Origin of the sequence: Paenibacillus nicotianae (assembly GCF_042681745.1) — a bacterium.
Classification (GTDB): domain Bacteria; phylum Bacillota; class Bacilli; order Paenibacillales; family Paenibacillaceae; genus Saccharibacillus; species Saccharibacillus nicotianae.
Genome location: NZ_JBHUGF010000011.1, coordinates 104,641 through 129,814 on the forward strand (window position 1 = coordinate 104,641; position 25,174 = coordinate 129,814).

Genomic DNA, 25,174 nt, shown 5'->3' on the forward strand with positions numbered 1-25,174 from the left:
TTGTAAGTATGAAGGCTTTTTTGTATTTAACATGATCAGTACAAATCGCTATTTCAAATAACGACTCGAAATTGCTACCCTACCTCGTGTATCTACAGATCTATACAACAACTATCTTTATCACATCAAGCAGATGAAAAAACAGAGTTATTGTATAACAATTCCGAAAACCTATTCAAAAGAATGTTAACTTCATGTAGGATATAGAAAATTACTTTTTATTCCTTATTATACCAGTAAATGATAATCACTAAACGTTATCTCTGAAAAGTAATGTCCTGTCGTTCAGTATTTTGTAAGCGTTATCAAAATAACTTCTATTCAAATGATGGAGGGATAATGATTATGTACAAAGTTGAATCGCAAGCAAGACATTGGGGATGGCGTCACTGGTTGATGTTAGTTATTGTTATGGTATTGGTGGGAGTATCGAGTGTATTTCCTGCTTCTACCGGACATGCCGCGGCGATCGGGGTAACAGACAATGGATCGTCGATTGTTGTAAATACAGGTGCAGGGCTAGTCTATACCGTAAACAAAGACAATGGAGATATTATATCTAGCAAAATGAATGGCACCGAACTCAGTAGTTCAGCAGGCAAAGGTTCTCATATCAGTTCGGGTCTGGGATCAGGAGCAGAGGTCACATGGAATACATCTCCTTCAGGTTCTACAGTAACGATCATCACCAAGACGAGCACATTAACTCATTATTATGTATCTCGCAGTGGTGAAAATATTATCTATATGGCAACGTACATAACAGCAGAGCCTTCGGTTGGCGAACTGCGTTATATTTTCAGAGGTAACGGAAGTGTACTGACGGGTGTTCCTGCCAATTCCAATATCCGCAACAATACAGGGGCGATAGAAAGTCAGGATGTATTTGGATTATCTAACGGTCAGACGGCATCCAAGTATTATGGTAACGATCAAGCCAAAGACTTGAGTGTACGTGGAGTCACTGGTAATGGTGTAGGTGTATTTATGGCGTATGGTAATCGGGAGAAAAGTTCAGGAGGACCTTTTTTCCGGGATATTCAATTTCAGAGCGGTGGAGATACTGAAGTCTACAATTATATGAACTCCGGTCATGAGCAGACAGAAGATTGGCGGCTTGGTCTACATGGCCCTTATGCGCTGATCTTTACTACAGGCTCAACGCCAAGTGTACCGGACTTTAGCTGGATGTCTGGACTAGGATTAACCGGTTGGGTATCCAGTCGTGGAGCGGTTGTTTTAAATGGATTATCGGGTATGGTGAGCGGTTCCACGTATACTGTAGGGTTCGCTAATAGTACGGCTCAATACTGGACAACCGCTTCATCTAGCGGAGCCGCTGTGCGCCGTGATATGATCCCCGGAACGTATACAATGACCGTCTATAAGGGTGAGTTAAGTGTCTATAAAGAAAGCGTCAATGTCAACGCAGGTGGTACAACGACGATTAATACAAGAACCATTTCAGGTGATCCTGCAAGCAAATCAGCTTTATGGCGTATCGGCGCATGGGATGGCACACCGCTAGACTTTTTGAATGGACAAACGATTGCTGTCCGTCACCCATCAGATAGTCGTAATGCAAGTTGGGGCCCTGTGACGTATGCGGTCGGTGGTACAACCAACAAGTTCCCTGCTATTCAATTCAGAGGGCAAAATTCACCGACCAAAATCACATTTAATCTAACAGCAGCTCAAGCGGCTTCAGCACATGTACTGAATATTGGAATTACTGCCGCGTATAATAACGGTCGCCCTAGCGTGACCGTAAACAATACGGCTTTAACTAATCCAGCTGCTTCCACTCAACCGAACTCGCGTAGCTTTACGATTGGAACATACCGTGGCAACAACACTACATTTTCATGGACAATCCCTTCCTCTGCTCTAGTGACAGGCACGAATACAATCTCGATCACTCCGATCAGCGGTTCCAGTGATCTCGGAAATTGGCTGAGTGCAGGATGGGTGTATGATGCAGTAGAGTTGCTCAATTGAGAGGTTAGAAATAGAACTATAAATGATCAAAAGCGGCTTTAAGTTCGTAGTAGAACTTGAAGCCGCTTTTTGATGCTTATGATATTAGATAGAATTTCGTAGCTATATTTATTTTAAAGTAGTATCTCATTCAACGTAATCCCTCAGGTGTTTGGCTGAGTTGTCCATAAGCGATTCCATTCATGTTGTTGCCATTCGATCTATATTGAATAGTATACTTTCCTGAATCTAAGCCTGTAGGATAATCAATATTACTATTCCAAGTCAAAATTTTATTGGGTTTTACTTGATCTGTAAAAATTTCTTTTCCTGTTTCATTATTTACAAGACTAAAGGTAATGAATAATTTACTTTTGTTTATTATTTTCAATTGAAAAAAGTTGTGTTCAGCATCGATTGAAAAATTTGATGTAGGATTCTTGCCTGCAAGCACAGTTTCAAACGAAAATGGATTAGGTACTTGAGTATCTTTGGTTTCTAGAGTGGTTGCCTTTTCAGGAATAGCTATTTCCTGTTGTAAATTATGTTTAGTTGAAGTTGATTCTTGTTCTGTATTATCGTTTGCACTACAAGCAGATATGTAAAAAAAGATCATTAAGAATACAATAATGAGACTACTCACTTTCATACAACATACCTTCTTTTCTATAAAAGTAATAAATGCTGATTTATCTTATCACAACTATAGATACCTTAAAAATATAAAACCTATTAATACGCTTATTATATTCTCTGCTTAGTCACTGGAAAAAAACGTTGTCTTCAAATAAACTTAATAAATATTACAAGAAGAGATGAATATGAATAATTTATTTTATACTGTTCTATACTGGATCAAAGAAAAATACATCGTTTTGGTTTATAGAAGGGAGATTTTGAAATGATTCAAGGAATTTTCGAAACGCATATTAATGTCAGTGACTACAAAAAATCAGCAGCATTTTACGAGAAATTGTTACATATTATTCCGCTTCATCATGATCCTTTTCGGAAATCCAAGTTCTATTGGGTTGGCAAGCCGGGGGAATCGATGCTAGGGATTCGGGAAAATTATCCGTCATCGCTTATTCAACGTCAGCATTTTGCTTTTCGCATTGCGTTAGAAGATATGCCTCAGGCTCGTGGGTATCTAGAAGGGTTAGGCATCGCAACGACTAACTTTTTTGGAGAAAGTGCTGAGCAGTTATCCGTATTTCCATTTATGCCTGCGGTCTCGATTTATTTTGCAGATCCAGATGGTCATTCGATAGAATTGCTGGCAATGTTGGAAGATGAACCTAGAGCCGATCTGGATATTATGTCCTGGAAAGAATGGGAGACTCTTCATGGAAGAGAGTAAGCATTCGTATTTCTTTACTTATTAAAAAAGGAGGTCAACTATGGATCAATTGGAGCAGGTTATTGATACGTACGGATTGATACCACAGATAGAGCATATACATACTATTCGCACATTACTACAAGAAGAATGTGCGAATAGTCAGCGTGAAGATCATGAGTATATGAGACTGTTATGCGTACAGTTATTTTCGCTAGGACAGCTAGAAGATACACGATTGATCTGGCAAGCCAAACGTCTCAGTATGGACTCATTTGTTATGATCGATGTGCAATTATTATGCGGAGCTGGCTTAGAACAGACCAAGTTATATCTACTAGATATAGATGAAGAAGAAGCTACCGCCGAACTAGCTTATTTAGAAAAGTGTGAATCCGCAGGGGATTTTGAAGATTTTAGTAAGGAAGAGTGGATAGAGCAAGCTAAGTTATATTATGTATAAAGTCCTTCATGTAGGGATAGATAAGGATTTGCTGGAAGAAGAGGAAGTATGTATTTCTGTAATAACATGATAAACGGCTTGTACAATTTTTTCAGATTCATAGTAGGGATCAAAAAAGATATCAGCCGGAAATTCGATATCTACTATGCAATCTGGAGACAAAATTAATTCTTGTAATTGAATTTCAAATCGTAATGAATCTTCGAACGTATACCCATCTCGATCCCGATAACAACACATCGCATCAATGTCCTCTATTTCGATAATTAACGTGGCATTCGCTGTGAACTGCATGGTTGAACTCTCCTTTGTATTAAAGTTCTATCTTATAGTATGTATTATAAAAGATAACGCTTACTTTTGGATGACTTTATCCTAATTTAAATTATTAAAGGATTCCTTATCATTTATAGGAAGTAAATAAGTAGATTGTGATATTATGGGAAAGTAACTATTTATTATTGTTCTATACTAACCAAAAGGTGGTGAAATGAAGAAATAGAAGTAAAGAACATAATCAATAAAAATGAATTTTAAAAGAGATAGGGGATAAGTTAATGAAGAAGGTTTTTCTAAAAAGAATAGTTTCACTTAGTGTTATATCTACTTTACTTCTATCTGGAGTAGTTCCATTGAAAGATGCAACAGTTGGCGCAGCGCAGGCGCAAAAAGCAAACTCTTCATTTGGCGATGTTCAAGGACATTGGGGACAACATGCAATTGAGAAGTGGAATAAGTATGGTATTGTAAAAGGCTCTAATGGTGATTTTAGACCTAACGCACCGGTAACAAGGGCTGAATTTGCTGTAATGATCAATAATATTATGAAATACATAGAGGAAGGAAATAAAGAGTTTTCTGATATAAGTGAAGGGCAGTGGTATGCCGATTCTATGCGTAAATTAAGTACGGCTTCTGTCTTAAATGGAATAGATGGCAAAGCTTTACCACAAAATAAGATCACAAGACAAGAAGCAGCTACTTTGATTGCAGGCGCTTTTCAGATAGACAGCGAAGCAACTGTACCTACCTTTAAAGATAATCAACAAATTGCTGATTGGGCGCATAAATCTGTTCAAGCTTTAGCATCAAAAGCTGTTATGAGTGGCTTGCCAAACGGTACATTCGGTCCCAAAGCGAACTTAACTCGTGCTGAAGCGGTCACTATTTTTGATCATTTGATCCAAACATTAGTAACACAGCCGGGGCAATATCAAGAAGATGTAGAGGGTAATATGGTTATCAATACACCAGACGTTGTACTAAATAATTCCAAAATTACAGGTAATCTTTATCTTACACAAGGTGTGGGTGAAGGTGAAGTGACATTGAATAATGTTACTGTTAGTGGCTCTGTCTATGTACAGGGTGGAGGAGAACACTCGATTATTTTCAATAACTCAACGGTACAGCAATCGTTAAATATCAATAAATATAATGGTAAAGTTCGTATCCAAGCTAAAGGAAATACGACTATTCCAGTGACTATACTGAATAGTGGAGCCTCTCTGGTGACTACCGAAGGAGCGGAACGCGCTTTTGACAGTGTAGAAATTTCATCTCGTATTCCTCAAGCGCAGGCTGTGAACTTGGATGGTAATTTTAATAAAGTAACCAATCAATCCTCACAGACATCGATTACAGCTAACGGAAATATTAAGTTATTGGTAGCCAATGTAGCCACTCAGCTTGCGGGGAATGTAAAAATCGATACTACACAAAAAGGCAGTTCCGATGTAGTGGTGAATAGAACAACAGTACCAACTACTGAATCGACGACTCCTGCTACAAATGGAACAAATGCAGCAACTTCATTTGGCGGCGGTGGAGGTGGTGGTGGAACATCTACATCTACTGTGGCTGTTCAAGGAGTCGCTATTGTACCTAATACAGTATCTTTGCAAGTAGGACAAAGCCAACAATTAGTAGCTACAATCACTCCTAATATGGCGACTAATCCTCAAGTAGTCTGGGCTGCTTCTCCTGAAAGTACTACAATTCTTTCTGTAAGCGCAAATGGACAGGTAACTGCTAAAGCTCCAGGAATCGGTAAAGTTACGGCAACGACTAAAGATGGTGGATTCATAGCTAAAGCTACTGTAAAGGTTAGCTCCTCAATGATCGCATCAGGATTAACTTTATCTACGTATGAAAGAGATTTGGTTGATTCTAATATACTTGTAGATTCGTCTACAGAAAAAAATAACAAAAATATTAAAGTAACCCGTTATGAAAAATCGTCTCAACAAGAAAATGGATATACTGCTGATTTAACAGCACAAGCACCTTTGCAAAAGCAGAGTTCATCGGTGACTTATGCGGTATATGCTGTTGTAGGATTAACTGATAATGCGGGTCAACCACTTGATAGTTCTACTGTTCAAATGACAGTGAGCCACGACACGTATACATCTGATCGTTCTTCATCATCTGTAGAAAGTTATAAAAACGGAAAATTTCTTGTTCGTCTGAACATGTCTAATCCTAATCAAGTGAATATTTATAATGTTATCGCATCTCAAAATGGAGCGCCTAATCTGTCGATGAAAATTACGTATCATCCGGTAGACAGTGTACCCAATCCACAAAATAGCGATGCTCTATTCACTGCGTTAGAAAAAAAATATCTAGGTAGTAATAGTGGCGCAAGTAATATTGTAAGTGATCTAATATTACCGTCTTCATTGCCAGATTATACCGGTGTAAAAATCGACTGGACAACAGATCAAGCGCAAGTTGTCGGTCTTGATGGCAAAGTGACAAGAGACGCCGAAAATGATCAACTTGTGAAGTTAACAGCTACACTTAGCGGTACGCTAGAAGATACTCATACGTATAATGTAATTGTACGTTCTCCAAAAACAGGGATTGTACATCATAGTGACTATGTGGACAGTTACTTTGTTAAAGGCTATCCACAAGCTTATATCAAAAATGGAACGATCCATGTGAAGTACGCATTGAACCAACCAGGTGAAGTGTATATGGTGATTCATGGTCTAAAAGGTGCTCAATCTGCAAGTGTAACATCTGTTCTACAAGGAGCTAGTGAAGCAGGTATAGAACCGACAGGCATCTTAGCGTGGCCTTATTTCGATATTAATAAAAATCAAGTAGGTCAGGTACAAGACTTCGATACAGGTGTTGGTCTTTCCGTTATAGATAGTGATCGGATCAATATTGAATTTGTAATTAAAGATGCTCAATCATCGTACACATCTAATCAAGTAACAACTCTTTCATTAGACGAAGCGACTACACAAGTAGATTCTCCATACAATCTTGGTCTAAGAACGACATATGTTAATGATGCTAGAGATACGATTCGTATTTATTACTATCAAAAGCTTGATCCTAATTCTGTACCTTCCCCAGAAGATTTCACATTGGCTTATCGTTATGGTGGAGTTGGAAAAGTGAAGTCAGTAAGTATACACAATTATCAAACCGAGAAAGCTTGGCCGGCTTCCTATGTAGAGTTGAAAGCAGAAAATCTAGCAACTGAAGTGTACGTAAGTTATAGTGGGAATCAATTACAAGATCTTAGTTCTGTGCCTGTTAAGATGCCGACATATGAACGCCATCTCAATTTACCAAGAACGGAAGAACTTAATTCGATTTATATTAGTGTAGATCGTAAAACAATAGACGTAACTATCAATCCAGGATGGACTCCAGAAGATAATGCTTCGTTCAGCGGGGATATTCTTTCTAAATTTACTGTAGAGATCGCAGGGAAAACCTATCATCCTATCTCAGCAAAACCTACTATATCGGTTGATGCATTTGCTAGTACAGCTACGATGAACAATCTTAGCTATTTGTTGACATTTGAACAGTCTTTACCAGAGGGTGAAGCAGTACTCAAACTAGATACAAATGGTGTGAAGAATTGGGCAGGCGATACTTTTGCTTCCGAACTCAAAAGAAACTACTTTTCTCAAATGATAGATGCAGGAGTACCTGAAGCACAGTATTCGCAACAATCTGGACAAATAGCTTTAATATTTGCGCCTGATTACAATAGTAAGGGCGGCTCGAGCAACGTAGCAGGTATGATGGTCAAAGTAGATGGTCAGGAATATTTGCTTCGTGGAACGATTGCTTCAGAGTATAATTTTAAATGGACTCCAGAAGGTCACTATCAGGGAGAAAGAAACCTCTTATTTATTGATCTTAATGACCCGTATGCAGCTAAAGTGAAAGAAGCTATAGATAAAGGTCAAAATATTGAAATCAAATATACACGTTCTGTTGAAGAATTTAAACATCAGTTAACAGATCAAACAGGTACACCATTATCTAATTTTGGATATGTTAATGTAACCAAAGTAGATTAATTAAGGTAAGAATGTAATACTGTTTGTCTCAACACAAAGTAATATACGATTTAATACAGAGCAGGCATCGATCAGATGTCTGCTTTTTAATCCAAAATAGGAGAAACTTAGAGAATTTAAACGAGGTGATTTGCTGATGGACATACTATTCTCTACAAATGAAATACAAGAATTGAAAGATTGCAAAGAGTTATTTGAAGATATGAAGATTGACGATGTAACGGTAGTTTGTTTTGAAATCATAGATGATCTAATACATAAAAATAATATGTATCAGCGAGAAGACGTCGTATGTGCTTATGAGCAATTTGAGTTAGCTGTTGAACTATTGAAAGAAATAGAGTGGTTTGATAGTTCCAGGCTAGAGCATATATTACCTAAGGTGAAGCAATTGCTTATATTCCAAAATGAGGTGAACTGTTGTTAATCAACTCTAAGATGCAAATACATCTTGATGAACTTGAAAACACCGAAGTAAAAGCAGGTATTTGTAATATAGAATTTAGTAGTCTTGAGGATATTATTTTTCCGGTTTTTATTGAATGGGATGAGTGTATTCTTTTAAAACAAAAAGGAAATGCTGATCTACCCACTCATTTTTCACCCGATCCATTTATTACAGATAGAACAGCATTTGAAGCGTTTTACAATCATGTTCATCTAAATGATCTTCTTGAGGATGTTATGCAACCCAATCTAGTATTTAAAATGGCAATAAAGATCCTCGAAGTTTGGGCATCTGTACTTTATAGTCAGTTCAATACTCAAAAAAGATTTGTTCTTATTCTTTCTTACGACGGTGAAGGAGTGACTTTACGCTTCTATTCTATTAGAGAGATTGAATCATCGTGGCTTAACATTTCTTCATTAGAATCATACTCAGACGGACTGATGGTAGTTGAAATCTAAAACTAAAGATTTTGAAGAGCAGGGTCAATCCTTTATTTATGAACGATTGAGAAATACTCTATAAAGTGAACTGGTGTGAGGCTCAGCAAAACAATTATATATATTTTATACTTGAGGAAGATTTATTTACACGAGTTAAAAAGAATAATCAAATATCACTGAAATATATAGAAATAGTACAGTTAAATTGGACTGAGGTGATTGAATGTCTATCGATGATCTTAAACAATGGATCACTGAACAAGAGGTTGAAAAACGAACGTTACAGGGATTTTGGTTAAACTTGAACGATTATCAAAAAGAAGATCCTGATGAGTTCAACCATTTTTTTTAAAATTTTAGTAGAGATCATCTTGATGTGAAAATAACACAAATAGCATTGATGCTAGGTAATTACCCCGAATATAATCATAATCATGTAATATCCTATGTTCCAATCATTTACAATGGAAAAAGAATGGGGCTATACCGATTGTTGTTTACTTTAGATGGAAAAATTGATGATGACTATTTTACTATAGAATAGTAAAAGATTTTAACCAACGATTCCTAGAGAAATGTATTAAATTTCGACTTTGAGGGCAACAATCTTTCAAAGTCTTTTCTTTATTCCTAGCTAATGTCGAATGAATCGGGCGGTACGAACGAAAAGAACTTACCCCTCAAGATAGAGGGTTCGAATAATCCTACTTTGGAGGTGAGTAAATATGGTCACAGTATTTTTGTTGCAGCATAGCTATGAAGTTAATGGAGTAGAAAATTCCAAAATAATCGGCATTTACTCTTCTAGGGAAATAGCTGAATCCGTTGTAATAAAATATAAGAAACTGCCAGGATTTAAAGATTATCCTAATGATTTTTTCATTGATGGATATGAATTAGACGAGGACAATTGGGAAGAGGGATTCATAAGTTCGTTTGTTCTAGATAATAAACGAATTAATGAATAATTCTAAGACTCTGAGGGAATTACTCACTCAAGATCTTTTTTATTCCCATCTAGTAGCGATTGGATCAGAAGGAGTAGGATGAATGTTGATAATCAAAGTATTAACCCGAGATTTTGAAGATTGGGGAGAAGATGTAGATGATTTTTACGTGTGTTTTCAAGTTGATATTGGATGCAAAGATATTTTAGGTTCAGGAGATATGTTTACATTTGAGGTAGTGAGCCCCAAAAGATTAGGAAGAATTATACAGGATAGTAATATCGAAATTGGTAGAGGATATTTAATCATGAATGATTTTAATATAAAACATATAGAATCTACAGTGAATCATATTATCTCAAAATGTCAGAATGCTGATTATGATTTAGCAATGAAGGAGCTCTCCAAATATTTTAGATGGGAAATGGATACCTAAAGTTTTATATCATTTTGAATATGCTACTAAAGCGATTGGATCATTATCAGAAATTCCTAATAAACAAACAAAGGATGAAGCACTTATGAATTCAAAAGAACAACTCTATTACTTGATTAATGAATATAGTAAAGGTCATTATGATACAAAAAATTTTTGTGATCAATTTACAATTATATTCAATATAGAAACGGATTATAAAGATTTAAATGAAGTAGAAAATAAATTGTTCTTAGAGTTGAGTTCTGTTACTACAAGGTTTTCTCCATATGACAAAGATTTTGTTTTTCAAAATGTGTACTATACTGAACAAGAAGTAAAAAGGAAAGTATTAGAAATTAAGAGTAAACTTAATAATATAAAGAAATAAAGTTATTTACCAAGATGCAGCGAATCGCTCCAATGAACTCAAGAAACGGATACATATGACCTGACTTTTAAGGGTCCGAAAGCATTTCATACCTTATGTTAATAATAGGAGGAGATTGCAATTAGAACAAACGAGTTATTAGCGATTTATGACCTACACGATAGTGTAGTAGAAAATATTGAATATTTGTCCAATGAGAAAAAGGTTCTTATTTATATTGGAATTATGTCAATGGAGGCAAGTTGATTATAATGAATCCGAATCCGAAATGCAGAAAGGCATATTATCTTTCACTGATGTAGAGTCATTTGTAATTGAGCCACTTTCGTTTTTGATAAATAGTAATGAAATTCTTAAAGCGAAAATTCACGACCAACCTAGGAGTATCGAAATCATACTGCTGGGTGAACATTATAGCACAGGCTGTATATCGGGAAAGAGGTTAACCTCATATAAATATTTTTATTATAAGCACATATTAAGGATTAATTTTCTATTACTACAACAGTCATATCAACGAGAAGACATTATATTTAAAGGAGTGAAATAGCATTTGATCCAACCCGTATTGAAAGACCTTATTATCACAGGGAATCCTAATATTCATGGAAAGCTGCAATTCACAGAAACCGAAGATATTGGGGATGATTTTTTATTATCTGGAACAGCATGTATAGGAGTAGAAGAATTTGATGGTGAGTACAATTTCGATTTCACTATCATCACACCCAAAGCATTAGCCAAACAATTGGAAGATAGAAACGAAATTATTTTAGGTGCCAAAAATTTTATTGTAAATAAGTTAGACTTTGAATTGATTACAGAAACGATTAATCAGATCTTATCAAAGCATCAAGGTGAAACGTGGGAAGAAGTTGCTATATCGCTCAATCCTTATTTCTCTTGGGAATATACGGATTCTGTACGATTGACGACTGTTGAGGAATTATTTGAAATGATCAAAAAAGAATCAGAGAAAGATAATGAATAATATGAATTAAAATTTAGAGATAATTGCATTGAATATAGAAGGGGAATACCTACAGTTACAAAGTGACAGTTGTAGAAGCACCACACCATATAAGGGTCTATGGGAGAGTAGATGAGAAGGGTGCTATGATATTTGATTACATGAACAGTGGGAAATAGCAAATGGAGAGTGGTGAGAAGAATGGATTTGAAGTCAATAGAACATACTTTTAATCTCATTTATGACTTCGAAAAGTTGAAGGATTTTACCCAAGAAACACTGGAAGGACTTGTACATAAATGCTCGACCAATTTTCTAAAAGATGAGGAGAGAAGTTTGCCAAAAGGCTTAAGTTATTCAGATTTAAGAATACAATATAGATATGTAAGTATATTTGTAAATAGCTTTGATAGAGAGTTTCCTTATTTTAGAATTTGTTTTGACTTGGTTCATCCAAAGACGGGGATTCAACTTTTCTACTATCATGTTGATTATAATATTGATGGTGAGTTCTCAGATGAATACTTTGGCACATATTAAAGCATAGTCTGTCTGATATTGGAACTTAATTTACAGCACAAGAAAGATATTTGCTGGTGAGCAGTTGACATAAGCAGGGAAGAAACTATGGCTATGAATAAGGTTTTCGCCAAGGATAAGGAAACGGGAGAAAAGGCATATAAGGAAGTTACCGCCCTTCATCATAACGAGAAAGATACTACCTATAAGTTGTCAGTAGGCAATCAATTAGTACAAAGTAACGGAAATCATCTAAAGATTTACAACATCAAAATTGTACATCACGATGAAAAGGTCTTTTATAATAAAAAACCAAAACCTATATCACTCAAGATGTTGAAAGTGGCGATAATATTGGTCCCATAATAGTGGAGTTTGGAAGATGGCAAAATGGTTAGAAAAACTTAGAAGTAGAAATATAAGGATGGGTACTTATGATGCTGATTTAAACCGAATAGGAGATTAATATGTATAAATATCGAATATCTAAATATAATCCTTTGTTCAGGGCTACTAATGGAAGGTATCTAAAGGAAGATTGGATTTCAATAAGTGATATTGGCAAAACGTTTGATGGTACACAACTCATCATTGAGAGTTATAAAGCCATAGAAGATGGATATGTGAATGCGCTCCATTTAATAATCGGATATATGAATATTCCATTTTTATCAATAAAAAACTTTAGTAAAAACTCTTCTATTGATGTGTTACAAGATTTAATAAAGAAGTATCCGGGATTATATACTGAAAAAATACTAGATACTTATCATGATTCAAAGGAATTGGATAATCTCGAAAAAGATGTATTAGATTCTTATTCTAGGCTTTTACTTAGGGAGAATATTTGGTCAGAAGTATTTTATCAAGAGAAAGTCAAGGTATTCATAAAATATGACTATTTAATGGGTATTCATTCAAACCAATCATTAGAAAAAATAATTCCTGATATTGAGAAATTAGGACTGTTTGTAGAGAAATTTTAGGTGACTGAATTGTTTTTAATGCATATTGACCTTTATTGGCTTAAAGCCTTTCAAGTCTTCCTTTTTACAACTACCCAGTAGCAATTAAATCGGATGGCTAGGTCTAAATCAACTTAACGTTTATAATCTACCTATGATCTATTCTAAAAACTCCTGTATGCTCAAAATCGGATTAAAGTGCTTGAATTTATACTCTTTTTTAAATAGTGTTTTGCTACGTCTAATCTTTAAAATTATTAGATAAGACCTTGTCTAATCCAATTTTCATTATATTCAAAGATTATGAAATAGGATCAGATAGTAGTAAAGGTAAAAGCTTATCACTTCATACTCAAGCTAATCGTCAAATGAGAGACTCAGGATGTTATATTAAATAAAATAGGTGAACAAAGCAGGTGTTATTATGACAATACATTTTACATGGAGGATTACCAAGTATAATCCAAAATATCGTGATGAAAAAGGGATTTATCTCAGAGATGAATGGACATCGGTATCAGAAATAGGTAGCATCACGAATCAGGATGTGATCTTAACAATTCACGACTATATTTCTACAGAAAATAGATATGTAGAAGCAATATTGGATATGATGAGCTGTTTGAATATACAAAAGCTTTCTATTTCTGGTCTTGAAAAGAGGGAAAACACTCTGGATATTACTAATTTTCCCTCTTTGTATAGTGAAAAAATGAGAAGTCTATACGATCAAGCCACTAATGGATTATGGTTAGAAAAAGATCAAATAAGTGATATAAGTAGACTTATTCTTCGAGAAAAAATGTGGTGCAAATTAAAGTGCGACTCAAAAATGTATATTCACTTTGGATATGATTTTTATATGTTTATTGGTAGTGAGATGATGTGTGAAGATACTATTAATAATATTGAAAAATCAGGATTATATGTTGAAGATTTTATTTCACCAATTAAGGAAGAAGATTAGTGTATTAAAGATAAAGAAATAAATATGAAATCAAAGCTTTGAGTAAAAATCGAAATTCACCTTTCTTAAAATATTCATTAGAAAACTACAGTATAGATACAGATTTGTCTATGCAAAAAAATTTAATAAAATCATAGATGTTGATGCAACGAGAATAATTTGTATAAAGTTAGAGTGATTGCAGATAAGGGCGAAGATCTTGTAACTGCATTTCTATAAGCCGGTTGAAAATAATGATTTTGATTTTAAAGCTATTCTCAGGAGGGGCTATGGGACTAGACATTGTATTATTTGATGAAGAAAAAGTTGGAATCGGGCTAATAGAAATACCCAATAGTTTGCATGATGCTATATTTGCGGACATATCCAATTGGAGTAGTTGTATGTATTTAAGGAAAGTTAAAGATTATTACAAGACTAACGTCCGATTTAACGAATATGAACTCTCATGCTTTGTAGAAGATTTGAAACAAATACGTATATTTATTGATTCCGTAAATCATCCGTCTTTAGAGATCTTGATTCAAGCTCTAAGTGATGGAAGTATCAAAGCTATACATATTGCAGGAGATTAATAAACATTACAATAGTATCATCACATTAAAGGAGTGAAATAGCATTTGATCCAACCCGTATTGAAAGACCTTACTATCACAGGTAATCCTAATATTTATGGAAAGCTACAATTTACAGAAACCGAAGATATTGGAGACGATTTTTGTTTATTCGGGACGGCAGGTATAGGAGAAGAAGATTCGATAGGTGAAGATAATTTCGATTTTGTTATCATCACACCCAAAGCATTAGCCAAACAATTGGAAGATGGAAAACAAATTATTTTAGGTGCCAAATATTTTATTGTAAATAAATTAGACTTTGAATTGATTACAGAAACGATTAATCAAATCTTATCAAAGCATCAAGGCGAAACGTGGGAAGAAGTTGCTATATCGCTTAATCCTTATTTCTCTTGGGAATATACGGATTCTGTACGATTGACGACTGTTGAGGAATTATTTGAAATGATCAACAAAGAATCAGAGAAAAATAATGAATAATAGGACTAGGACGATAAAGATGAACACATTACATATATCGCTTCCTTACGATTATGTTGTAAGTCATGTTAGTCTAACTTGGAGTGACATTTTATTTGCTCTACAACATGATCTGATGGCTAAGAATGCTGCTGTAAAATATGCCTATGATGTTATTGAAAAAGAAGAAAAACCAACGCAGACCGTTCTTGCCTTGGCTTGGGTTAATAATGAAGAAGAGATCGATTTTTATTTAAATGAGTTAACGAATAAAATTGTAGAACAAGAAGATAATACTTCACAAGAGAAATTCTTATATCTGCTATTAAATTGGATTTTTGAACATAAAGAACAATGTTCAGATCCGTTTCAGATGGTGGAGATTATTTATGCTGACTTCGATTATCCTGAGGAGATTTCTAATTTTGTTCGTTATATGCCCTCATCCGAACATAGATTGAACTCAGTAGAAGAAAGTATAAAGAGAATCTTCAACAATTGGGCAATCTATTTGAAAGCAGCAGAAATAAACCTTTTGAAATAATTTTTTATTTATATAGAAATGAGCAAAAGTTGAGGTTTGAAATAAAATCATTTTTAATTCTGATAATGTATTCACTATTATGATATATCTGTATTATGATAGAGCACAATACCTAAGGGGGCGATACATAATGATCATTACAGATGTTCCATTCAACACGATCGACTGGAGTCAGGTGGCTTCAACAGAACATACAGGGATTGAAGGAATGGCTTACTGGCGGACGTTAGAGATTGGGAATATTCGTGTACGGATGGTGGAGTATACCGCAGGGTATGTTGCCGATCACTGGTGTCATCGAGGACATGTACTGTTGGTGCTTGAAGGAGAGTTAGATACTTTATTAGAAGATGGACGAACATTTAAATTAACAGCAGGTATGAGCTACCAAGTAGCAGATGAAGCAGAACCGCATCGTTCTTCTACTGTAACCGGAGCCAAACTATTTATAGTCGATTAAACATCTCAATCATCTCACATTATTTTTGATCTTCCTCCAAAACGGGTATGATAATACATAGCACCTCAAAAATAAATGAACCACAAGGAGAGCAGATCCATGACGAATCTTGTAAATAATGCGATTTTGAAAGCAAAGCCAGGGCATGAAGGGCAGTTGAAAGCAGAGTTGGTCAAAATGTTGGAGCCTTCTCGTAATGAAAGTGGTTGTATTCAATATACATTGCACGAATCGGTTGAACCGGGTGTGTTTGTATTTTATGAAATTTGGGAAGATGAAGAGGCGCTTGAATTTCATATGAATACGCCTCATTTCAAATCGTATCGCGAAAATATTGCGTCTCTCGTTGATTCTCGTGAAGCGTTCCGTTTGCACAAAGTAGAACAATAAAAGCAAATTCAACTGTAAAGTGATTTCTGCTCGTAGAGATCACTTTTTCGTTTGTCGATTTCAGCCAAATAAGATGCTAAACATACGCTGTCTAAGCACCAAATTTGATTATTCCCCTTTAAATTTTTTATAATTAGCTCATGCACCAGACGAATAGGAGTGAAACACAATGGATAAAGACCAACAACTTGCAATGGTGAAAAAAGTAAGAGAAGCATCGATGAATAATGTCAGTGGCTCTACATTACAACCAAGCTATACACCGCAGGTGAAGCAAGAACAGCGTAGTATCCCTACAACGTATGGCGATGCGTCTGTGGTTATGCATATCCCTGATCGCGAGCTGGCTGATCCATTACCTGTTTTCGTTAATTTTCATGGTGGTGGATTTGTAATGGGTGATCCCAAAATGGATGATCCGTGGTGCAGTGTGATTGCGGATCGGGCAGAATGTATTGTTATTAACGTCGATTATGTATTAGCCCCTGAACATAAATTTCCGGCTCCTGTCTACCAATCGTATGAAGTGGTGAAATGGATTGCGGAAAATGCAGAAGAACTTCATATTGATGCAGCGCGTATAGCAGTCGGTGGGCATAGCGCAGGTGGTAATCTAGCGGCGGCGATCTGTTTATTGAACAAAGAGCGTGGAGACGAATTGAGTATTGTGTATCAGGTGTTAGATTATGCACCACTTGATCTAGCTACTGATCCTGAGCAAAAACCACAATTTCCTGAAGCGATTCCTAATGATATTTCTCGCATCTTTAACGCTTGTTATTTGGAACATCCAGAAGATGCACGTAATCCGTTAGCTTCGCCGGTATTTGCTCCATCTGTAACAGGACTTCCGTCTGCACTGGTTATTACAGCAGAACGTGATTCATTGGCAGCAGAAACAGTAGGTTATGCCAAACAATTGGAAGCGGCAGGTGTGAAGGTTACCGAGAAGCAATATGCAGGAGCAGCACATGGATTTACCCATAATGGGGAATTAGCAGTAGCGGAAGATGCGTGGCATCTAATGAGCGATAAATTAAAAGAAGCTTTTACTGCACATTAATACATGTATAGAGTATGAGATAAAAAAGACGATCCTGATATATCTAAGGATCGTCTTTTTTTGGCAACGTTATGATACATAAGGTAAGCACTACAGACATAAATCTATAGAGAGCAAGAATATACATATTACAAGTAAATTATAGCCATATTACAAATCCAGTATAGAACAGTGACACACCTGAACTAGCTATCTAAAGCAGATTGATTTATAATATTTAAATGAAACATAGTTTTATTAGATGAAACTATAGGAGCGTGATGATCATGAATAGCAAAGAACGATTTTCAGATCGAGTAGACTCGTATGTCAAATACCGTCCTAGTTATCCAGTAGCCGCTATTGATTATTTGTATGATGTGATTGGTATTGAGCGAGAAAGTACAATTGCCGATATTGGTGCAGGTACAGGTATTTTTGCAGAGTTATTAGTAGAACGTGGTAATACTGTAATTGGCGTAGAACCGAATACGGAGATGCGCGAGGTCGCTGTAGCTACTTTAGCAGAAGAACCTAACTTTAAAGTCAGTGCAGGATCGGCAGAAGAGACCGGATTACCAGATCATTCGGTAGATTATATTACGTGTGCACAGGCTTTTCACTGGTTCGATCAGCAAGCGACTCAAACCGAGTTTAAGCGTATTTTGCGACCTGAAGGTAAAGTGATTTTGATCTGGAATTCCAGATTGACGACAGGTACACCATTTTTAGAACAGTATGAGCAATTATTGCGCGATTATGGGACAGATTATACAAAGGTTAACCATAAAAATGTGTCAGCCGAAAAGTTACAACCTTTTTTCAAAAAAGATACGATGGAACTGGCGAAGTTTGGTAATCGGCAGGTATTCGATTGGGAAGGATTAGCAGGACGCTTACACTCTTCTTCTTATGTTCCTACTTCTGATCATCCAAAGTATAACGATATGATCGAGCAATTAAAGCTTATTTTTGAGCAAAATCAGCAAGAAGGTGTGGTCTTTTTCGATTATGAGACTGAAGTGTTCTGGGGAGAAGTTTAACTGAATCATCTATATTATCAACAAAAAGCCTCCATCTTCAAAGATAGAGGCTTTTTATGATTGTATTCTTATAAAAAATTGCTAATTACATAAAGTCCATCACATAACGTACCACATGGAAAAAGACAGGAGCAGTATACGTTAAGCTATCGATACGGCTAAGATAACTTTGCTTTTCGTTGTCGACTTTCTGATCTTCACCGATTAACAAATCTCGCTTGAGTACAGAAACAGTTAGACTTCCAAAAAATCCACTTAGACTAATCAGCATACCCGTTATCAGACCAAAGTTAGCCCCAAGTGGTGTAAGTACAGGAGCTACAAAATAAGACGTAACAGCCGTCACCACAAAAGCGCAAGCAAATCCTTCCCATGTTAAACTGGCATTGGATGTGGGTACAATTTTGCGTTTACCAATATACATCGATGCCACATAATGCACCACATCATTAAGCTGTGTCAGTAATACTAGAAATAAAACCAATCTTCCGCCATATTGAGCCGTCGCGAAAGGAAAATAAGCCAGATGACTGAGTCCGAATACCATTAGCATTAATCCCCATTGGGTGGAACTCACACTCCGTAAAAATCCGCCAGTTCCTTTATTAATTAAGCGCGGGAGTGGAAGTAGTAAAAAGACATAAATCGGAATAAACACGATAAACATGCCATACCACCCGATATAAATCCAATAAAATTGAATCGGAATAGCTAAGTATGCCCATAAAAATAAGCGCCGATCGGCTTTACGTGAACGGATCATCGAAAAGTACTCTTTGAGTGCAAAAAAGGTCAGAACCATCAGTGAAAGAAGCGATACAATCGGATTAAATAACGTAGCCAGACAGAAAATAAAGAACATTCCCCACCATGTTTTGATCCGTAATCCAATCACACTATAATCTTGATTTTTTTGAATTTTGCTTACGATGATGTAAATAAAATGGATAACCAGTAAAGCGATAAAAATAAGGATTAACGTTATTATCGAACTATTCATAAATCAGCACCAACTTACCTTGAATTAGGATTCCATAAAAGGGATCATATGCTATTATGAAGGAATAAAGGTAAATTGATAAGGGGAAATGTTGTGATGGCGGCAGAGCGATCGGTTTTTATTTTATTGACCAATACAGGAACATTATTTACTAAAATGATACAAACGTATACGAAAGCACCGTACAATCATGCTTCGATATCATTTGATCGGGAATTATCGGAGTTGTATAGCTTTGGAAGGAAGCATCCTAGTAATCCACTGAATGGTGGTTTTGTGAAAGAAGATATTAAAACAGGTACATACAGCAAATATCCGAATACGACTTGTGTAATCTATGAACTTCAAGTGACCGAGCGTGAAGTAGAGAAAATGCAACGTGTATTGCAATTATTTATCCGTAAGCATCAGAAGTATTTGTACAATATTCTGGGTGTAATTAGTATTACGCTCAAAGAACCTGTTGAATTCAGTAATTCATATTTTTGCTCTCAATTTGTCGCAGAGATCTTGCAACGATCCGGTATCAAAATTTGGAATAAGCTTCCTGCCTTAGTTACTCCAGACGATTTTCGCCAAAGTGAACGATTGCAGTTGATCTATGAAGGCAAGTTAAGTGAGTATGAAGCTTAAAACAAATCATTATATTGAACACAAAAATCACCGATGACCTTGTACAGTCGTCGGTGATTTGTTGTTGATATATGTTACAACATGTATTGGATCATTTGCAGGTGATGTAGCTTTTAAGATCCTTCAGGAACAACAACACGGATATGACCGGGGATAATCCGTAGATCGACAGGTAAAGCAGGGCCTTCTTCGCCATCTACATTGGTTTTAACAGGATCGGTTGAACTGACTCTCACATGTTTAGCCGTAAAATAAATAACGTCTTTATGGTCTTTGAGATTACCAAGCAATAGCGATAATCCTGCGGTTAGTGTATTGAACATATTAAGATTGGTCATAATAAAGCAATGCAATAACCCGTCATCGACTTCAGCATCAGGAACCATACTTTCAAATCCGCCAACCGAATTGGTAAGTGCCGCTAGAAAAAGAGGAGCTTCCCCTTCCCACACTTCACCGTCATATTCAATTTTTAAAGGCGAAGCAGAATTGCTCATCAATTCTTTCATACCATCTCTAAAATAAGCAAATGCGCCTAATTTGGATTTATCTTCAGAGGGAACAGACGACAATGCTTCTGCCAAAGAACCCGCAGCGATCACATTAGCAAATAATTGATCATTTAATTTACCCATATCTACATTTTTGACCTGAGAAGAGCGTAATGTCTCTATCGCTTGATCGGGATTCAGTGGAATCTGAAGAGCGCGTGCAAAGTCATTGACTGTTCCAAGTGGAATCACTGCCAGCTTCGGACGATGATCTTGATCCATCAGTCCGTTAATCGTCTCATGCAGAGTACCGTCTCCACCAATCGATACCACTAGATCATGGCATTCTTTACAAGCGTCTGTACAGAACTGAGTCGCATCTAACTCTTTAGCCGTCTCACTAACTGTAACCTGATATCCTTGCTCGCTGAGAATATCTTCTGCTTTTTTAACATATTCTGAGGCTTGTTCTTTACCTGAAGATGGATTAATAATGATCGTTGCCTTCATGAGATGAATTCCCCTCTACAATTTATATAAGTGCATGTAAGCAGTTTTGAAAAGTTAGAAATGTATTCGACATCAATTACCATTACCCAAAATAGCAGTGATGATACAAGAATATGACCTTTTCACCTAAATTATTGAAAATATAATAAGAAAAGATCGTCTAATATCATTTGTTTGCTTACTTTAGAAGTGGTATCGTATAGGAGATTTAAAAGTATTGCTATACAGTCTGAACATTTTGTAACGGGGGTGTATTTATGAAAGCGCTATTTATTGGAGGTACAGGGATTATTAGTTCAGCAATCACACAGCAATTATTAACAACAGATTGCGAATTGTATCTGCTGAATCGAGGAAATCGTAATCAAGATTTACCTGCTAATGCACATTTGTTGCAAGCAGATATTAATAACGAACAACAAGTCGCAGAACTGATCGCTGATCTGGAATTTGATGTGGTCGCTGATTTTATAGCTTTTGAACCTTCTCAGTTGGAACGAGATTATCGACTGTTTGCAGGAAAAACAAAGCAATTTATGTTTATCAGTTCAGCTTCTGCTTATCAGTCCCCACCTGCGGATTATCGCATTAATGAAGGCACTCCTTTATCCAATCCATACTGGGAATATTCACGTAACAAAATCGCTTGTGAAGATTATTTGATGAAAATATATCGCGAACACAACTTCCCGATCACCATTATACGTCCAAGTCATACGTATGACGAACGTTCGATTCCAATGGGTGTACATGGTAGCGAAGGAAGCTGGCAAGTCGCTAAGCGGATGCTAGAGAATAAACCGGTCATTATTCATGGAGACGGTACATCATTATGGACGATGACTCATAATACTGATTTTGCTAAAGGATTTATCGGGTTAATGGGTAATATTCAAGCGATTGGAGAAGCGGTACAAATTACCTCGGATGAATCGTTAACCTGGAATCAGATTTATGGAGCGGTCGCAGATGCACTAGGTGTGAAGCTTAATGCCGTCTATGTCTCTTCTACATTTCTGGATGCTTGCAGTACCGAAGATTATCGCGGAAGTCTACTCGGAGACAAAGCCAATTCAGTTGTGTTCGATAATAGTAAGCTCAAGCGGTTAGTCCCTGACTTTGTAGCAACGACTCGCTTCGATCAAGGGGTGAAGCAAGTGATCAACCATATCCTGAGTCATCCTGAATTGCAAAAAGAAGATCCTGAATTTGATATATGGTGTGATAAAGTGATTGCAGCTTTGGAGAATGCTGTGCAAGCGGTTCGTACTTAACATTTTACTTCATTAAAGGGAAAGCATATCCACTGCTTTCTCTTTTTTTGTTATATCGTTATCTGGCATATCCTATTATTTCCTTATGTTTATAGCGAAAATCCAGAGATAAGTTGTTACACTTACAAATGTAAGCGCTTATCTCATATTTTGGTAAACTTCGATATCGAAGCATAAGCAGTCCATCTATTGATCCAGAGGAGGAAATAAGATGTCAAAATCAAGCCTATGGAAAGTGATTGGAACAGTCGCATTAACAGTGGTATTATGTACATCTACTTTTGCAGAGTATAGTTATGCCAGTCTAACCAGTGGAAGTAAGTTTCTAGGTAATATTATTGCAGGAAATGTACCCGCAAGTTATGGTAACTACTGGAATCAAGTGACACCGGAAAATTCGACCAAATGGGGAGCTGTCGAAGGCAATCGAAATTCGATGAACTGGGGACAAGCCGATCTAGCGTACAATTATGCGCAAAGTAAAGGCTATCCATTCAAATTCCATACTTTGGTATGGGGCAGTCAGGAACCTGCATGGGTAAGTGGTCTATCTGCGGCAGATCAGAAAGCTGAAGTGACTCAGTGGATTCAGTTGGCTGGTCAGAAATATTCAAAATCGGCTTTTGTTGATGTAGTCAATGAGCCATTTCATGCTAAGCCCTCTTACAGTAATGCAATCGGTGGAAGTGGAGCGACAGGCTGGGATTGGATTGTATGGTCTTTCCAACAAGCGAGGCAACAATTTCCAAATTCCAAATTGTTAATTAACGAATATGGAGTCATTAGTGATCCTAATCTAGCCGATCAATATGTGAAAATTATTAATATTCTCAAAAGTCGCGGGTTGATCGATGGAATCGGTATCCAATGTCACCATTTTAATATGAATAACGTTTCGACCAGTACGATGACGACGGTACTGAACAAGCTAGGTTCTACAGGCTTACCGATCTATGTATCTGAACTGGATATGACAGGTGACGATGCTACTCAACTAGCACGTTATAAAGAAAAATTCCCTGTACTTTGGAATCACCCTTCTGTCAAAGGAGTAACATTATGGGGATACATCGAAGGACAGACATGGGAGCCAAATACGCATTTACTGAATGCGAATGGTACAGAACGTCCTGCATTGAAATGGTTAAAACAATTTTTCGGCAAAGGCATTACAGATGGCCAGTCCATTATGCTTGAAAAAGATAACCTAGAGACTGCGGATGTACCTGCTCAATAAAAAGGTGTCTATTTTTTAAAAGTCCATATTCATGTTGATGCAGATTGATTGTAGCTACAAAGCTATATTTTAATCTAATACGTATATTATCTAATAGTTACAGAGTATCAAACCCTTCTCTATGAGAGGTGTTTGATACTCTTTTTTTATTTTGTACCAACGACTTAAAAAAAACACAACTTAACGATACATTACACTAGAGTCATCCAAGTGTATATAAAGAAAAGCTTGATACTTATTAAACGAGCTGGAGTGTGATTAGTATGAAAAAAATGCTGCCTAACCTGTTTACACTGGGTAATTTGCTATCAGGTTTTGTTGCTATCCTTTTAATATCTAAACAACAATTTGAAATATCGGTACTGCTTATCACAGTAGGTTTAGTCTGTGATTTTCTTGATGGATATTGTGCAAGAATACTTGATGCAACATCCGCATTAGGCAAAGAGTTAGATTCGTTAGCAGATCTAATCACGTTTGGTGTTGCTCCTGCTACTCTTGCCTATTTTGTATCACTACATGAGATACACATATTCGGCGTGGCTTGCTGTTTATTTTATGTATGTTGCAGTGCTATACGACTAGCACGCTTTAATGTAGAGCAAAGTCATATGACTGTTTTTGTAGGAATGCCAACGCCGATATCTGCTGTACTTTGTATACTGCTCGCTATTTATGTGTATCCTCTTGTGGCTATGGTTGGGATGATATTGATTGGCATACTGATGGTTAGTCCATTTTGTTTCCCCAGTCTTAAGAAAGTAAAATCTGAAGCAGTGGAGGACTTTTAATGACTACCATGCTTCAATTTTTGTCAGATTACGGTTATCTGGCGATATACGGTCTGCTGACACTTGGAATCGTAGGGCTACCTGTGCCGGATGAATTGCTGATGACTACTGTAGGTTATTTGACTACCATTGGAACGATGAAGCTCCCTTATGCTCTTTTCTTTAGTTTTGCAGGAGCGATGAGCGGGATGATAATCAGTTATTGGATTGGACAAAAAGCAGGGCGTCCTTTTCTCGATCGCTATGGGAAATGGGTCGGCTTGAAGCCGCATCGAATAGCCAAAGCAGAGCAATGGATGAACAAATACGGACCTTTGTCTATTATGCTCGGTTATTTTATTCCAGGTTTTAGACATGTGACTTGCTATTTGTGTGGGATTACCAGAATGCCATTTCGTAAATACAGTCTATTTGCTTCTCTGGGTGCTTTATTTTGGTGCTTGATTTTTATTCTAATAGGTAGAGTATTAGGATATGCAAATAATGGATAACGCGTGCTATACACTTTGAATAACTGGATCACAGATACCTATGAATC

The 25,174-nt window shown here is 36.4% G+C and carries 32 protein-coding genes; 28 read left to right on the forward strand and 4 right to left on the reverse strand.

Going from position 1 to position 25,174, the window contains the following annotated elements:
• The first annotated feature begins 345 nt into the window (after nucleotides 1–345).
• A complete protein-coding gene (locus ACFSGI_RS19170) occupies nucleotides 346–1,998 on the forward strand; it encodes a rhamnogalacturonan lyase B N-terminal domain-containing protein (protein ID WP_204825818.1) in 1,653 nt (550 codons plus the stop codon).
• 130 nt (nucleotides 1,999–2,128) lie between these two features.
• Here the strand turns inward: ACFSGI_RS19170 and ACFSGI_RS19175 are convergent, their stop codons facing one another.
• Complete coding sequence (locus ACFSGI_RS19175; RefSeq protein WP_204825819.1) at nucleotides 2,129–2,626, reverse strand: hypothetical protein; 498 nt, start codon at nucleotides 2,624–2,626, stop codon at nucleotides 2,129–2,131.
• A gap of 252 nt (nucleotides 2,627–2,878) precedes the next feature.
• On the opposite strand from ACFSGI_RS19175, the gene ACFSGI_RS19180 reads away from it, so the two are divergent.
• Together ACFSGI_RS19180 and ACFSGI_RS19185 are read left to right on the forward strand one after the other, a co-directional pair.
• Nucleotides 2,879–3,337, forward strand: coding sequence for a VOC family protein (locus ACFSGI_RS19180; protein WP_204825820.1), 459 nt, complete (start codon nucleotides 2,879–2,881; stop codon nucleotides 3,335–3,337).
• Between the two features lie 40 nt (nucleotides 3,338–3,377).
• A complete protein-coding gene (locus tag ACFSGI_RS19185; RefSeq protein WP_204825821.1) occupies nucleotides 3,378–3,779 on the forward strand; it encodes a hypothetical protein in 402 nt (133 codons plus the stop codon).
• A 6-nt stretch (nucleotides 3,780–3,785) separates the two neighbouring features.
• On the opposite strand, the gene ACFSGI_RS19190 is transcribed toward ACFSGI_RS19185, so the two are convergent.
• Entirely contained in the window at nucleotides 3,786–4,073 is a 288-nt protein-coding gene (locus ACFSGI_RS19190) for a hypothetical protein (RefSeq protein ID WP_204825822.1), read from the reverse strand.
• A gap of 338 nt (nucleotides 4,074–4,411) precedes the next feature.
• Between ACFSGI_RS19190 and ACFSGI_RS19195 the strand changes: the two genes are divergently transcribed.
• The 20 genes from ACFSGI_RS19195 to ACFSGI_RS19290 all read left to right on the forward strand — a co-directional run bounded on the left by ACFSGI_RS19195 (nucleotide 4,412) and on the right by ACFSGI_RS19290 (nucleotide 18,700).
• Nucleotides 4,412–8,119 (forward strand): S-layer homology domain-containing protein, encoded by a 3,708-nt coding sequence (locus ACFSGI_RS19195; protein ID WP_204825823.1) that lies wholly within the window; start codon nucleotides 4,412–4,414, stop codon nucleotides 8,117–8,119.
• Between the two features lie 136 nt (nucleotides 8,120–8,255).
• On the forward strand, nucleotides 8,256–8,546 hold the full coding sequence (locus tag ACFSGI_RS19200; RefSeq protein ID WP_204825824.1) for a hypothetical protein: 291 nt from the start codon (nucleotides 8,256–8,258) through the stop codon (nucleotides 8,544–8,546).
• Between the two features lie 11 nt (nucleotides 8,547–8,557).
• Nucleotides 8,558–9,028 (forward strand): hypothetical protein, encoded by a 471-nt coding sequence (locus ACFSGI_RS19205; RefSeq protein WP_379284101.1) that lies wholly within the window; start codon nucleotides 8,558–8,560, stop codon nucleotides 9,026–9,028.
• Nucleotides 9,029–9,233: 205 nt separating this feature from the next.
• The gene (locus ACFSGI_RS19210) at nucleotides 9,234–9,362 is read left to right on the forward strand and encodes a hypothetical protein (protein WP_379284103.1); all 129 of its coding nucleotides are present in this window, start codon (nucleotides 9,234–9,236) and stop codon (nucleotides 9,360–9,362) included.
• Between the two features lie 373 nt (nucleotides 9,363–9,735).
• Nucleotides 9,736–9,978 (forward strand): DUF7336 domain-containing protein, encoded by a 243-nt coding sequence (locus ACFSGI_RS19215; RefSeq protein ID WP_204825826.1) that lies wholly within the window; start codon nucleotides 9,736–9,738, stop codon nucleotides 9,976–9,978.
• Between the two features lie 82 nt (nucleotides 9,979–10,060).
• Nucleotides 10,061–10,393 (forward strand): Imm8 family immunity protein, encoded by a 333-nt coding sequence (locus tag ACFSGI_RS19220; RefSeq protein WP_204825827.1) that lies wholly within the window; start codon nucleotides 10,061–10,063, stop codon nucleotides 10,391–10,393.
• 85 nt (nucleotides 10,394–10,478) lie between these two features.
• The gene (locus ACFSGI_RS19225; protein ID WP_204825828.1) at nucleotides 10,479–10,763 is read left to right on the forward strand and encodes a colicin immunity domain-containing protein; all 285 of its coding nucleotides are present in this window, start codon (nucleotides 10,479–10,481) and stop codon (nucleotides 10,761–10,763) included.
• Between the two features lie 553 nt (nucleotides 10,764–11,316).
• Nucleotides 11,317–11,754 carry an Imm8 family immunity protein gene (locus tag ACFSGI_RS19230; RefSeq protein ID WP_204825829.1) on the forward strand — a complete coding sequence of 146 codons (438 nt, stop codon included), beginning with the start codon at nucleotides 11,317–11,319 and terminating at the stop codon, nucleotides 11,752–11,754.
• Nucleotides 11,755–11,934: 180 nt separating this feature from the next.
• A complete protein-coding gene (locus tag ACFSGI_RS19235; RefSeq protein WP_204825830.1) occupies nucleotides 11,935–12,273 on the forward strand; it encodes a hypothetical protein in 339 nt (112 codons plus the stop codon).
• 87 nt (nucleotides 12,274–12,360) lie between these two features.
• A complete protein-coding gene (locus tag ACFSGI_RS19240) occupies nucleotides 12,361–12,618 on the forward strand; it encodes a hypothetical protein (RefSeq protein ID WP_204825831.1) in 258 nt (85 codons plus the stop codon).
• 16 nt (nucleotides 12,619–12,634) lie between these two features.
• Nucleotides 12,635–12,718, forward strand: coding sequence for a toxin C-terminal domain-containing protein (locus tag ACFSGI_RS19245; protein ID WP_204826298.1), 84 nt, complete (start codon nucleotides 12,635–12,637; stop codon nucleotides 12,716–12,718).
• A 1-nt stretch (nucleotide 12,719) separates the two neighbouring features.
• Nucleotides 12,720–13,238: a hypothetical protein gene (locus tag ACFSGI_RS19250; protein ID WP_204825832.1), complete on the forward strand. Its 519-nt coding sequence runs from the start codon at nucleotides 12,720–12,722 to the stop codon at nucleotides 13,236–13,238.
• A 382-nt stretch (nucleotides 13,239–13,620) separates the two neighbouring features.
• The gene (locus ACFSGI_RS19255) at nucleotides 13,621–14,184 is read left to right on the forward strand and encodes a hypothetical protein (protein WP_379284108.1); all 564 of its coding nucleotides are present in this window, start codon (nucleotides 13,621–13,623) and stop codon (nucleotides 14,182–14,184) included.
• Between the two features lie 269 nt (nucleotides 14,185–14,453).
• Nucleotides 14,454–14,759: a hypothetical protein gene (locus ACFSGI_RS19260; protein WP_204825834.1), complete on the forward strand. Its 306-nt coding sequence runs from the start codon at nucleotides 14,454–14,456 to the stop codon at nucleotides 14,757–14,759.
• Between the two features lie 45 nt (nucleotides 14,760–14,804).
• Nucleotides 14,805–15,242 (forward strand): Imm8 family immunity protein, encoded by a 438-nt coding sequence (locus ACFSGI_RS19265; RefSeq protein WP_204825835.1) that lies wholly within the window; start codon nucleotides 14,805–14,807, stop codon nucleotides 15,240–15,242.
• A 19-nt stretch (nucleotides 15,243–15,261) separates the two neighbouring features.
• Nucleotides 15,262–15,765: a DUF2247 family protein gene (locus tag ACFSGI_RS19270; RefSeq protein WP_204825836.1), complete on the forward strand. Its 504-nt coding sequence runs from the start codon at nucleotides 15,262–15,264 to the stop codon at nucleotides 15,763–15,765.
• Between the two features lie 130 nt (nucleotides 15,766–15,895).
• Nucleotides 15,896–16,225 (forward strand): DHCW motif cupin fold protein, encoded by a 330-nt coding sequence (locus ACFSGI_RS19275; RefSeq protein WP_204825837.1) that lies wholly within the window; start codon nucleotides 15,896–15,898, stop codon nucleotides 16,223–16,225.
• Between the two features lie 99 nt (nucleotides 16,226–16,324).
• Entirely contained in the window at nucleotides 16,325–16,615 is a 291-nt protein-coding gene (locus ACFSGI_RS19280) for a putative quinol monooxygenase (protein ID WP_204825838.1), read from the forward strand.
• 169 nt (nucleotides 16,616–16,784) lie between these two features.
• The gene (locus ACFSGI_RS19285; protein ID WP_204825839.1) at nucleotides 16,785–17,678 is read left to right on the forward strand and encodes an alpha/beta hydrolase; all 894 of its coding nucleotides are present in this window, start codon (nucleotides 16,785–16,787) and stop codon (nucleotides 17,676–17,678) included.
• A gap of 266 nt (nucleotides 17,679–17,944) precedes the next feature.
• Complete coding sequence (locus tag ACFSGI_RS19290; RefSeq protein ID WP_204825840.1) at nucleotides 17,945–18,700, forward strand: class I SAM-dependent methyltransferase; 756 nt, start codon at nucleotides 17,945–17,947, stop codon at nucleotides 18,698–18,700.
• A gap of 85 nt (nucleotides 18,701–18,785) precedes the next feature.
• Here the strand turns inward: ACFSGI_RS19290 and ACFSGI_RS19295 are convergent, their stop codons facing one another.
• The gene (locus tag ACFSGI_RS19295) at nucleotides 18,786–19,700 is read right to left on the reverse strand and encodes a phosphatidate cytidylyltransferase (protein WP_204825841.1); all 915 of its coding nucleotides are present in this window, start codon (nucleotides 19,698–19,700) and stop codon (nucleotides 18,786–18,788) included.
• Between the two features lie 96 nt (nucleotides 19,701–19,796).
• Here ACFSGI_RS19295 and ACFSGI_RS19300 point away from each other — a divergent pair, with 96 nt between their 5' ends.
• Nucleotides 19,797–20,333 carry a hypothetical protein gene (locus ACFSGI_RS19300; RefSeq protein ID WP_204825842.1) on the forward strand — a complete coding sequence of 179 codons (537 nt, stop codon included), beginning with the start codon at nucleotides 19,797–19,799 and terminating at the stop codon, nucleotides 20,331–20,333.
• Nucleotides 20,334–20,446: 113 nt separating this feature from the next.
• On the opposite strand, the gene ACFSGI_RS19305 is transcribed toward ACFSGI_RS19300, so the two are convergent.
• A complete protein-coding gene (locus ACFSGI_RS19305; RefSeq protein WP_204825843.1) occupies nucleotides 20,447–21,334 on the reverse strand; it encodes a diacylglycerol/lipid kinase family protein in 888 nt (295 codons plus the stop codon).
• A 257-nt stretch (nucleotides 21,335–21,591) separates the two neighbouring features.
• Between ACFSGI_RS19305 and ACFSGI_RS19310 the strand changes: the two genes are divergently transcribed.
• The 4 genes from ACFSGI_RS19310 to ACFSGI_RS19325 all read left to right on the forward strand — a co-directional run bounded on the left by ACFSGI_RS19310 (nucleotide 21,592) and on the right by ACFSGI_RS19325 (nucleotide 25,127).
• The gene (locus tag ACFSGI_RS19310; protein ID WP_204825844.1) at nucleotides 21,592–22,608 is read left to right on the forward strand and encodes an NAD-dependent epimerase/dehydratase family protein; all 1,017 of its coding nucleotides are present in this window, start codon (nucleotides 21,592–21,594) and stop codon (nucleotides 22,606–22,608) included.
• Nucleotides 22,609–22,819: 211 nt separating this feature from the next.
• Nucleotides 22,820–23,845, forward strand: coding sequence for an endo-1,4-beta-xylanase (locus ACFSGI_RS19315; protein WP_204825845.1), 1,026 nt, complete (start codon nucleotides 22,820–22,822; stop codon nucleotides 23,843–23,845).
• A 263-nt stretch (nucleotides 23,846–24,108) separates the two neighbouring features.
• Nucleotides 24,109–24,636 carry a CDP-diacylglycerol--serine O-phosphatidyltransferase gene (pssA, locus tag ACFSGI_RS19320; RefSeq protein ID WP_204825846.1) on the forward strand — a complete coding sequence of 176 codons (528 nt, stop codon included), beginning with the start codon at nucleotides 24,109–24,111 and terminating at the stop codon, nucleotides 24,634–24,636.
• The gene (locus ACFSGI_RS19325; RefSeq protein ID WP_204825847.1) at nucleotides 24,636–25,127 is read left to right on the forward strand and encodes a DedA family protein; all 492 of its coding nucleotides are present in this window, start codon (nucleotides 24,636–24,638) and stop codon (nucleotides 25,125–25,127) included. The genes pssA and ACFSGI_RS19325 overlap by 1 nt, the downstream gene beginning before the upstream one ends.
• Nucleotides 25,128–25,174: the final 47 nt, after the last annotated feature.

Coding starts and splice junctions, on each gene's coding strand:
- ACFSGI_RS19270 (WP_204825836.1), top strand. CDS start 15,262: ATGAACACATTACATATATCGCTTCCTTACGATTATGTTGTAAGTCAT.
- ACFSGI_RS19210 (WP_379284103.1), top strand. CDS start 9,234: ATGTCTATCGATGATCTTAAACAATGGATCACTGAACAAGAGGTTGAA.
- ACFSGI_RS19175 (WP_204825819.1), bottom strand. CDS start 2,626: ATGAAAGTGAGTAGTCTCATTATTGTATTCTTAATGATCTTTTTTTAC.
- ACFSGI_RS19280 (WP_204825838.1), top strand. CDS start 16,325: ATGACGAATCTTGTAAATAATGCGATTTTGAAAGCAAAGCCAGGGCAT.
- ACFSGI_RS19205 (WP_379284101.1), top strand. CDS start 8,558: ATGCAAATACATCTTGATGAACTTGAAAACACCGAAGTAAAAGCAGGT.
- ACFSGI_RS19170 (WP_204825818.1), top strand. CDS start 346: ATGTACAAAGTTGAATCGCAAGCAAGACATTGGGGATGGCGTCACTGG.
- ACFSGI_RS19300 (WP_204825842.1), top strand. CDS start 19,797: ATGGCGGCAGAGCGATCGGTTTTTATTTTATTGACCAATACAGGAACA.
- ACFSGI_RS19285 (WP_204825839.1), top strand. CDS start 16,785: ATGGATAAAGACCAACAACTTGCAATGGTGAAAAAAGTAAGAGAAGCA.
- ACFSGI_RS19275 (WP_204825837.1), top strand. CDS start 15,896: ATGATCATTACAGATGTTCCATTCAACACGATCGACTGGAGTCAGGTG.
- ACFSGI_RS19220 (WP_204825827.1), top strand. CDS start 10,061: ATGTTGATAATCAAAGTATTAACCCGAGATTTTGAAGATTGGGGAGAA.
- ACFSGI_RS19325 (WP_204825847.1), top strand. CDS start 24,636: ATGACTACCATGCTTCAATTTTTGTCAGATTACGGTTATCTGGCGATA.
- ACFSGI_RS19250 (WP_204825832.1), top strand. CDS start 12,720: ATGTATAAATATCGAATATCTAAATATAATCCTTTGTTCAGGGCTACT.
- ACFSGI_RS19225 (WP_204825828.1), top strand. CDS start 10,479: ATGAATTCAAAAGAACAACTCTATTACTTGATTAATGAATATAGTAAA.
- ACFSGI_RS19190 (WP_204825822.1), bottom strand. CDS start 4,073: ATGCAGTTCACAGCGAATGCCACGTTAATTATCGAAATAGAGGACATT.
- ACFSGI_RS19185 (WP_204825821.1), top strand. CDS start 3,378: ATGGATCAATTGGAGCAGGTTATTGATACGTACGGATTGATACCACAG.
- ACFSGI_RS19315 (WP_204825845.1), top strand. CDS start 22,820: ATGTCAAAATCAAGCCTATGGAAAGTGATTGGAACAGTCGCATTAACA.
- ACFSGI_RS19215 (WP_204825826.1), top strand. CDS start 9,736: ATGGTCACAGTATTTTTGTTGCAGCATAGCTATGAAGTTAATGGAGTA.
- ACFSGI_RS19235 (WP_204825830.1), top strand. CDS start 11,935: ATGGATTTGAAGTCAATAGAACATACTTTTAATCTCATTTATGACTTC.
- pssA (WP_204825846.1), top strand. CDS start 24,109: ATGAAAAAAATGCTGCCTAACCTGTTTACACTGGGTAATTTGCTATCA.
- ACFSGI_RS19240 (WP_204825831.1), top strand. CDS start 12,361: ATGGCTATGAATAAGGTTTTCGCCAAGGATAAGGAAACGGGAGAAAAG.
- ACFSGI_RS19200 (WP_204825824.1), top strand. CDS start 8,256: ATGGACATACTATTCTCTACAAATGAAATACAAGAATTGAAAGATTGC.
- ACFSGI_RS19295 (WP_204825841.1), bottom strand. CDS start 19,700: ATGAATAGTTCGATAATAACGTTAATCCTTATTTTTATCGCTTTACTG.
- ACFSGI_RS19260 (WP_204825834.1), top strand. CDS start 14,454: ATGGGACTAGACATTGTATTATTTGATGAAGAAAAAGTTGGAATCGGG.
- ACFSGI_RS19310 (WP_204825844.1), top strand. CDS start 21,592: ATGAAAGCGCTATTTATTGGAGGTACAGGGATTATTAGTTCAGCAATC.
- ACFSGI_RS19305 (WP_204825843.1), bottom strand. CDS start 21,334: ATGAAGGCAACGATCATTATTAATCCATCTTCAGGTAAAGAACAAGCC.
- ACFSGI_RS19290 (WP_204825840.1), top strand. CDS start 17,945: ATGAATAGCAAAGAACGATTTTCAGATCGAGTAGACTCGTATGTCAAA.
- ACFSGI_RS19245 (WP_204826298.1), top strand. CDS start 12,635: ATGGCAAAATGGTTAGAAAAACTTAGAAGTAGAAATATAAGGATGGGT.
- ACFSGI_RS19180 (WP_204825820.1), top strand. CDS start 2,879: ATGATTCAAGGAATTTTCGAAACGCATATTAATGTCAGTGACTACAAA.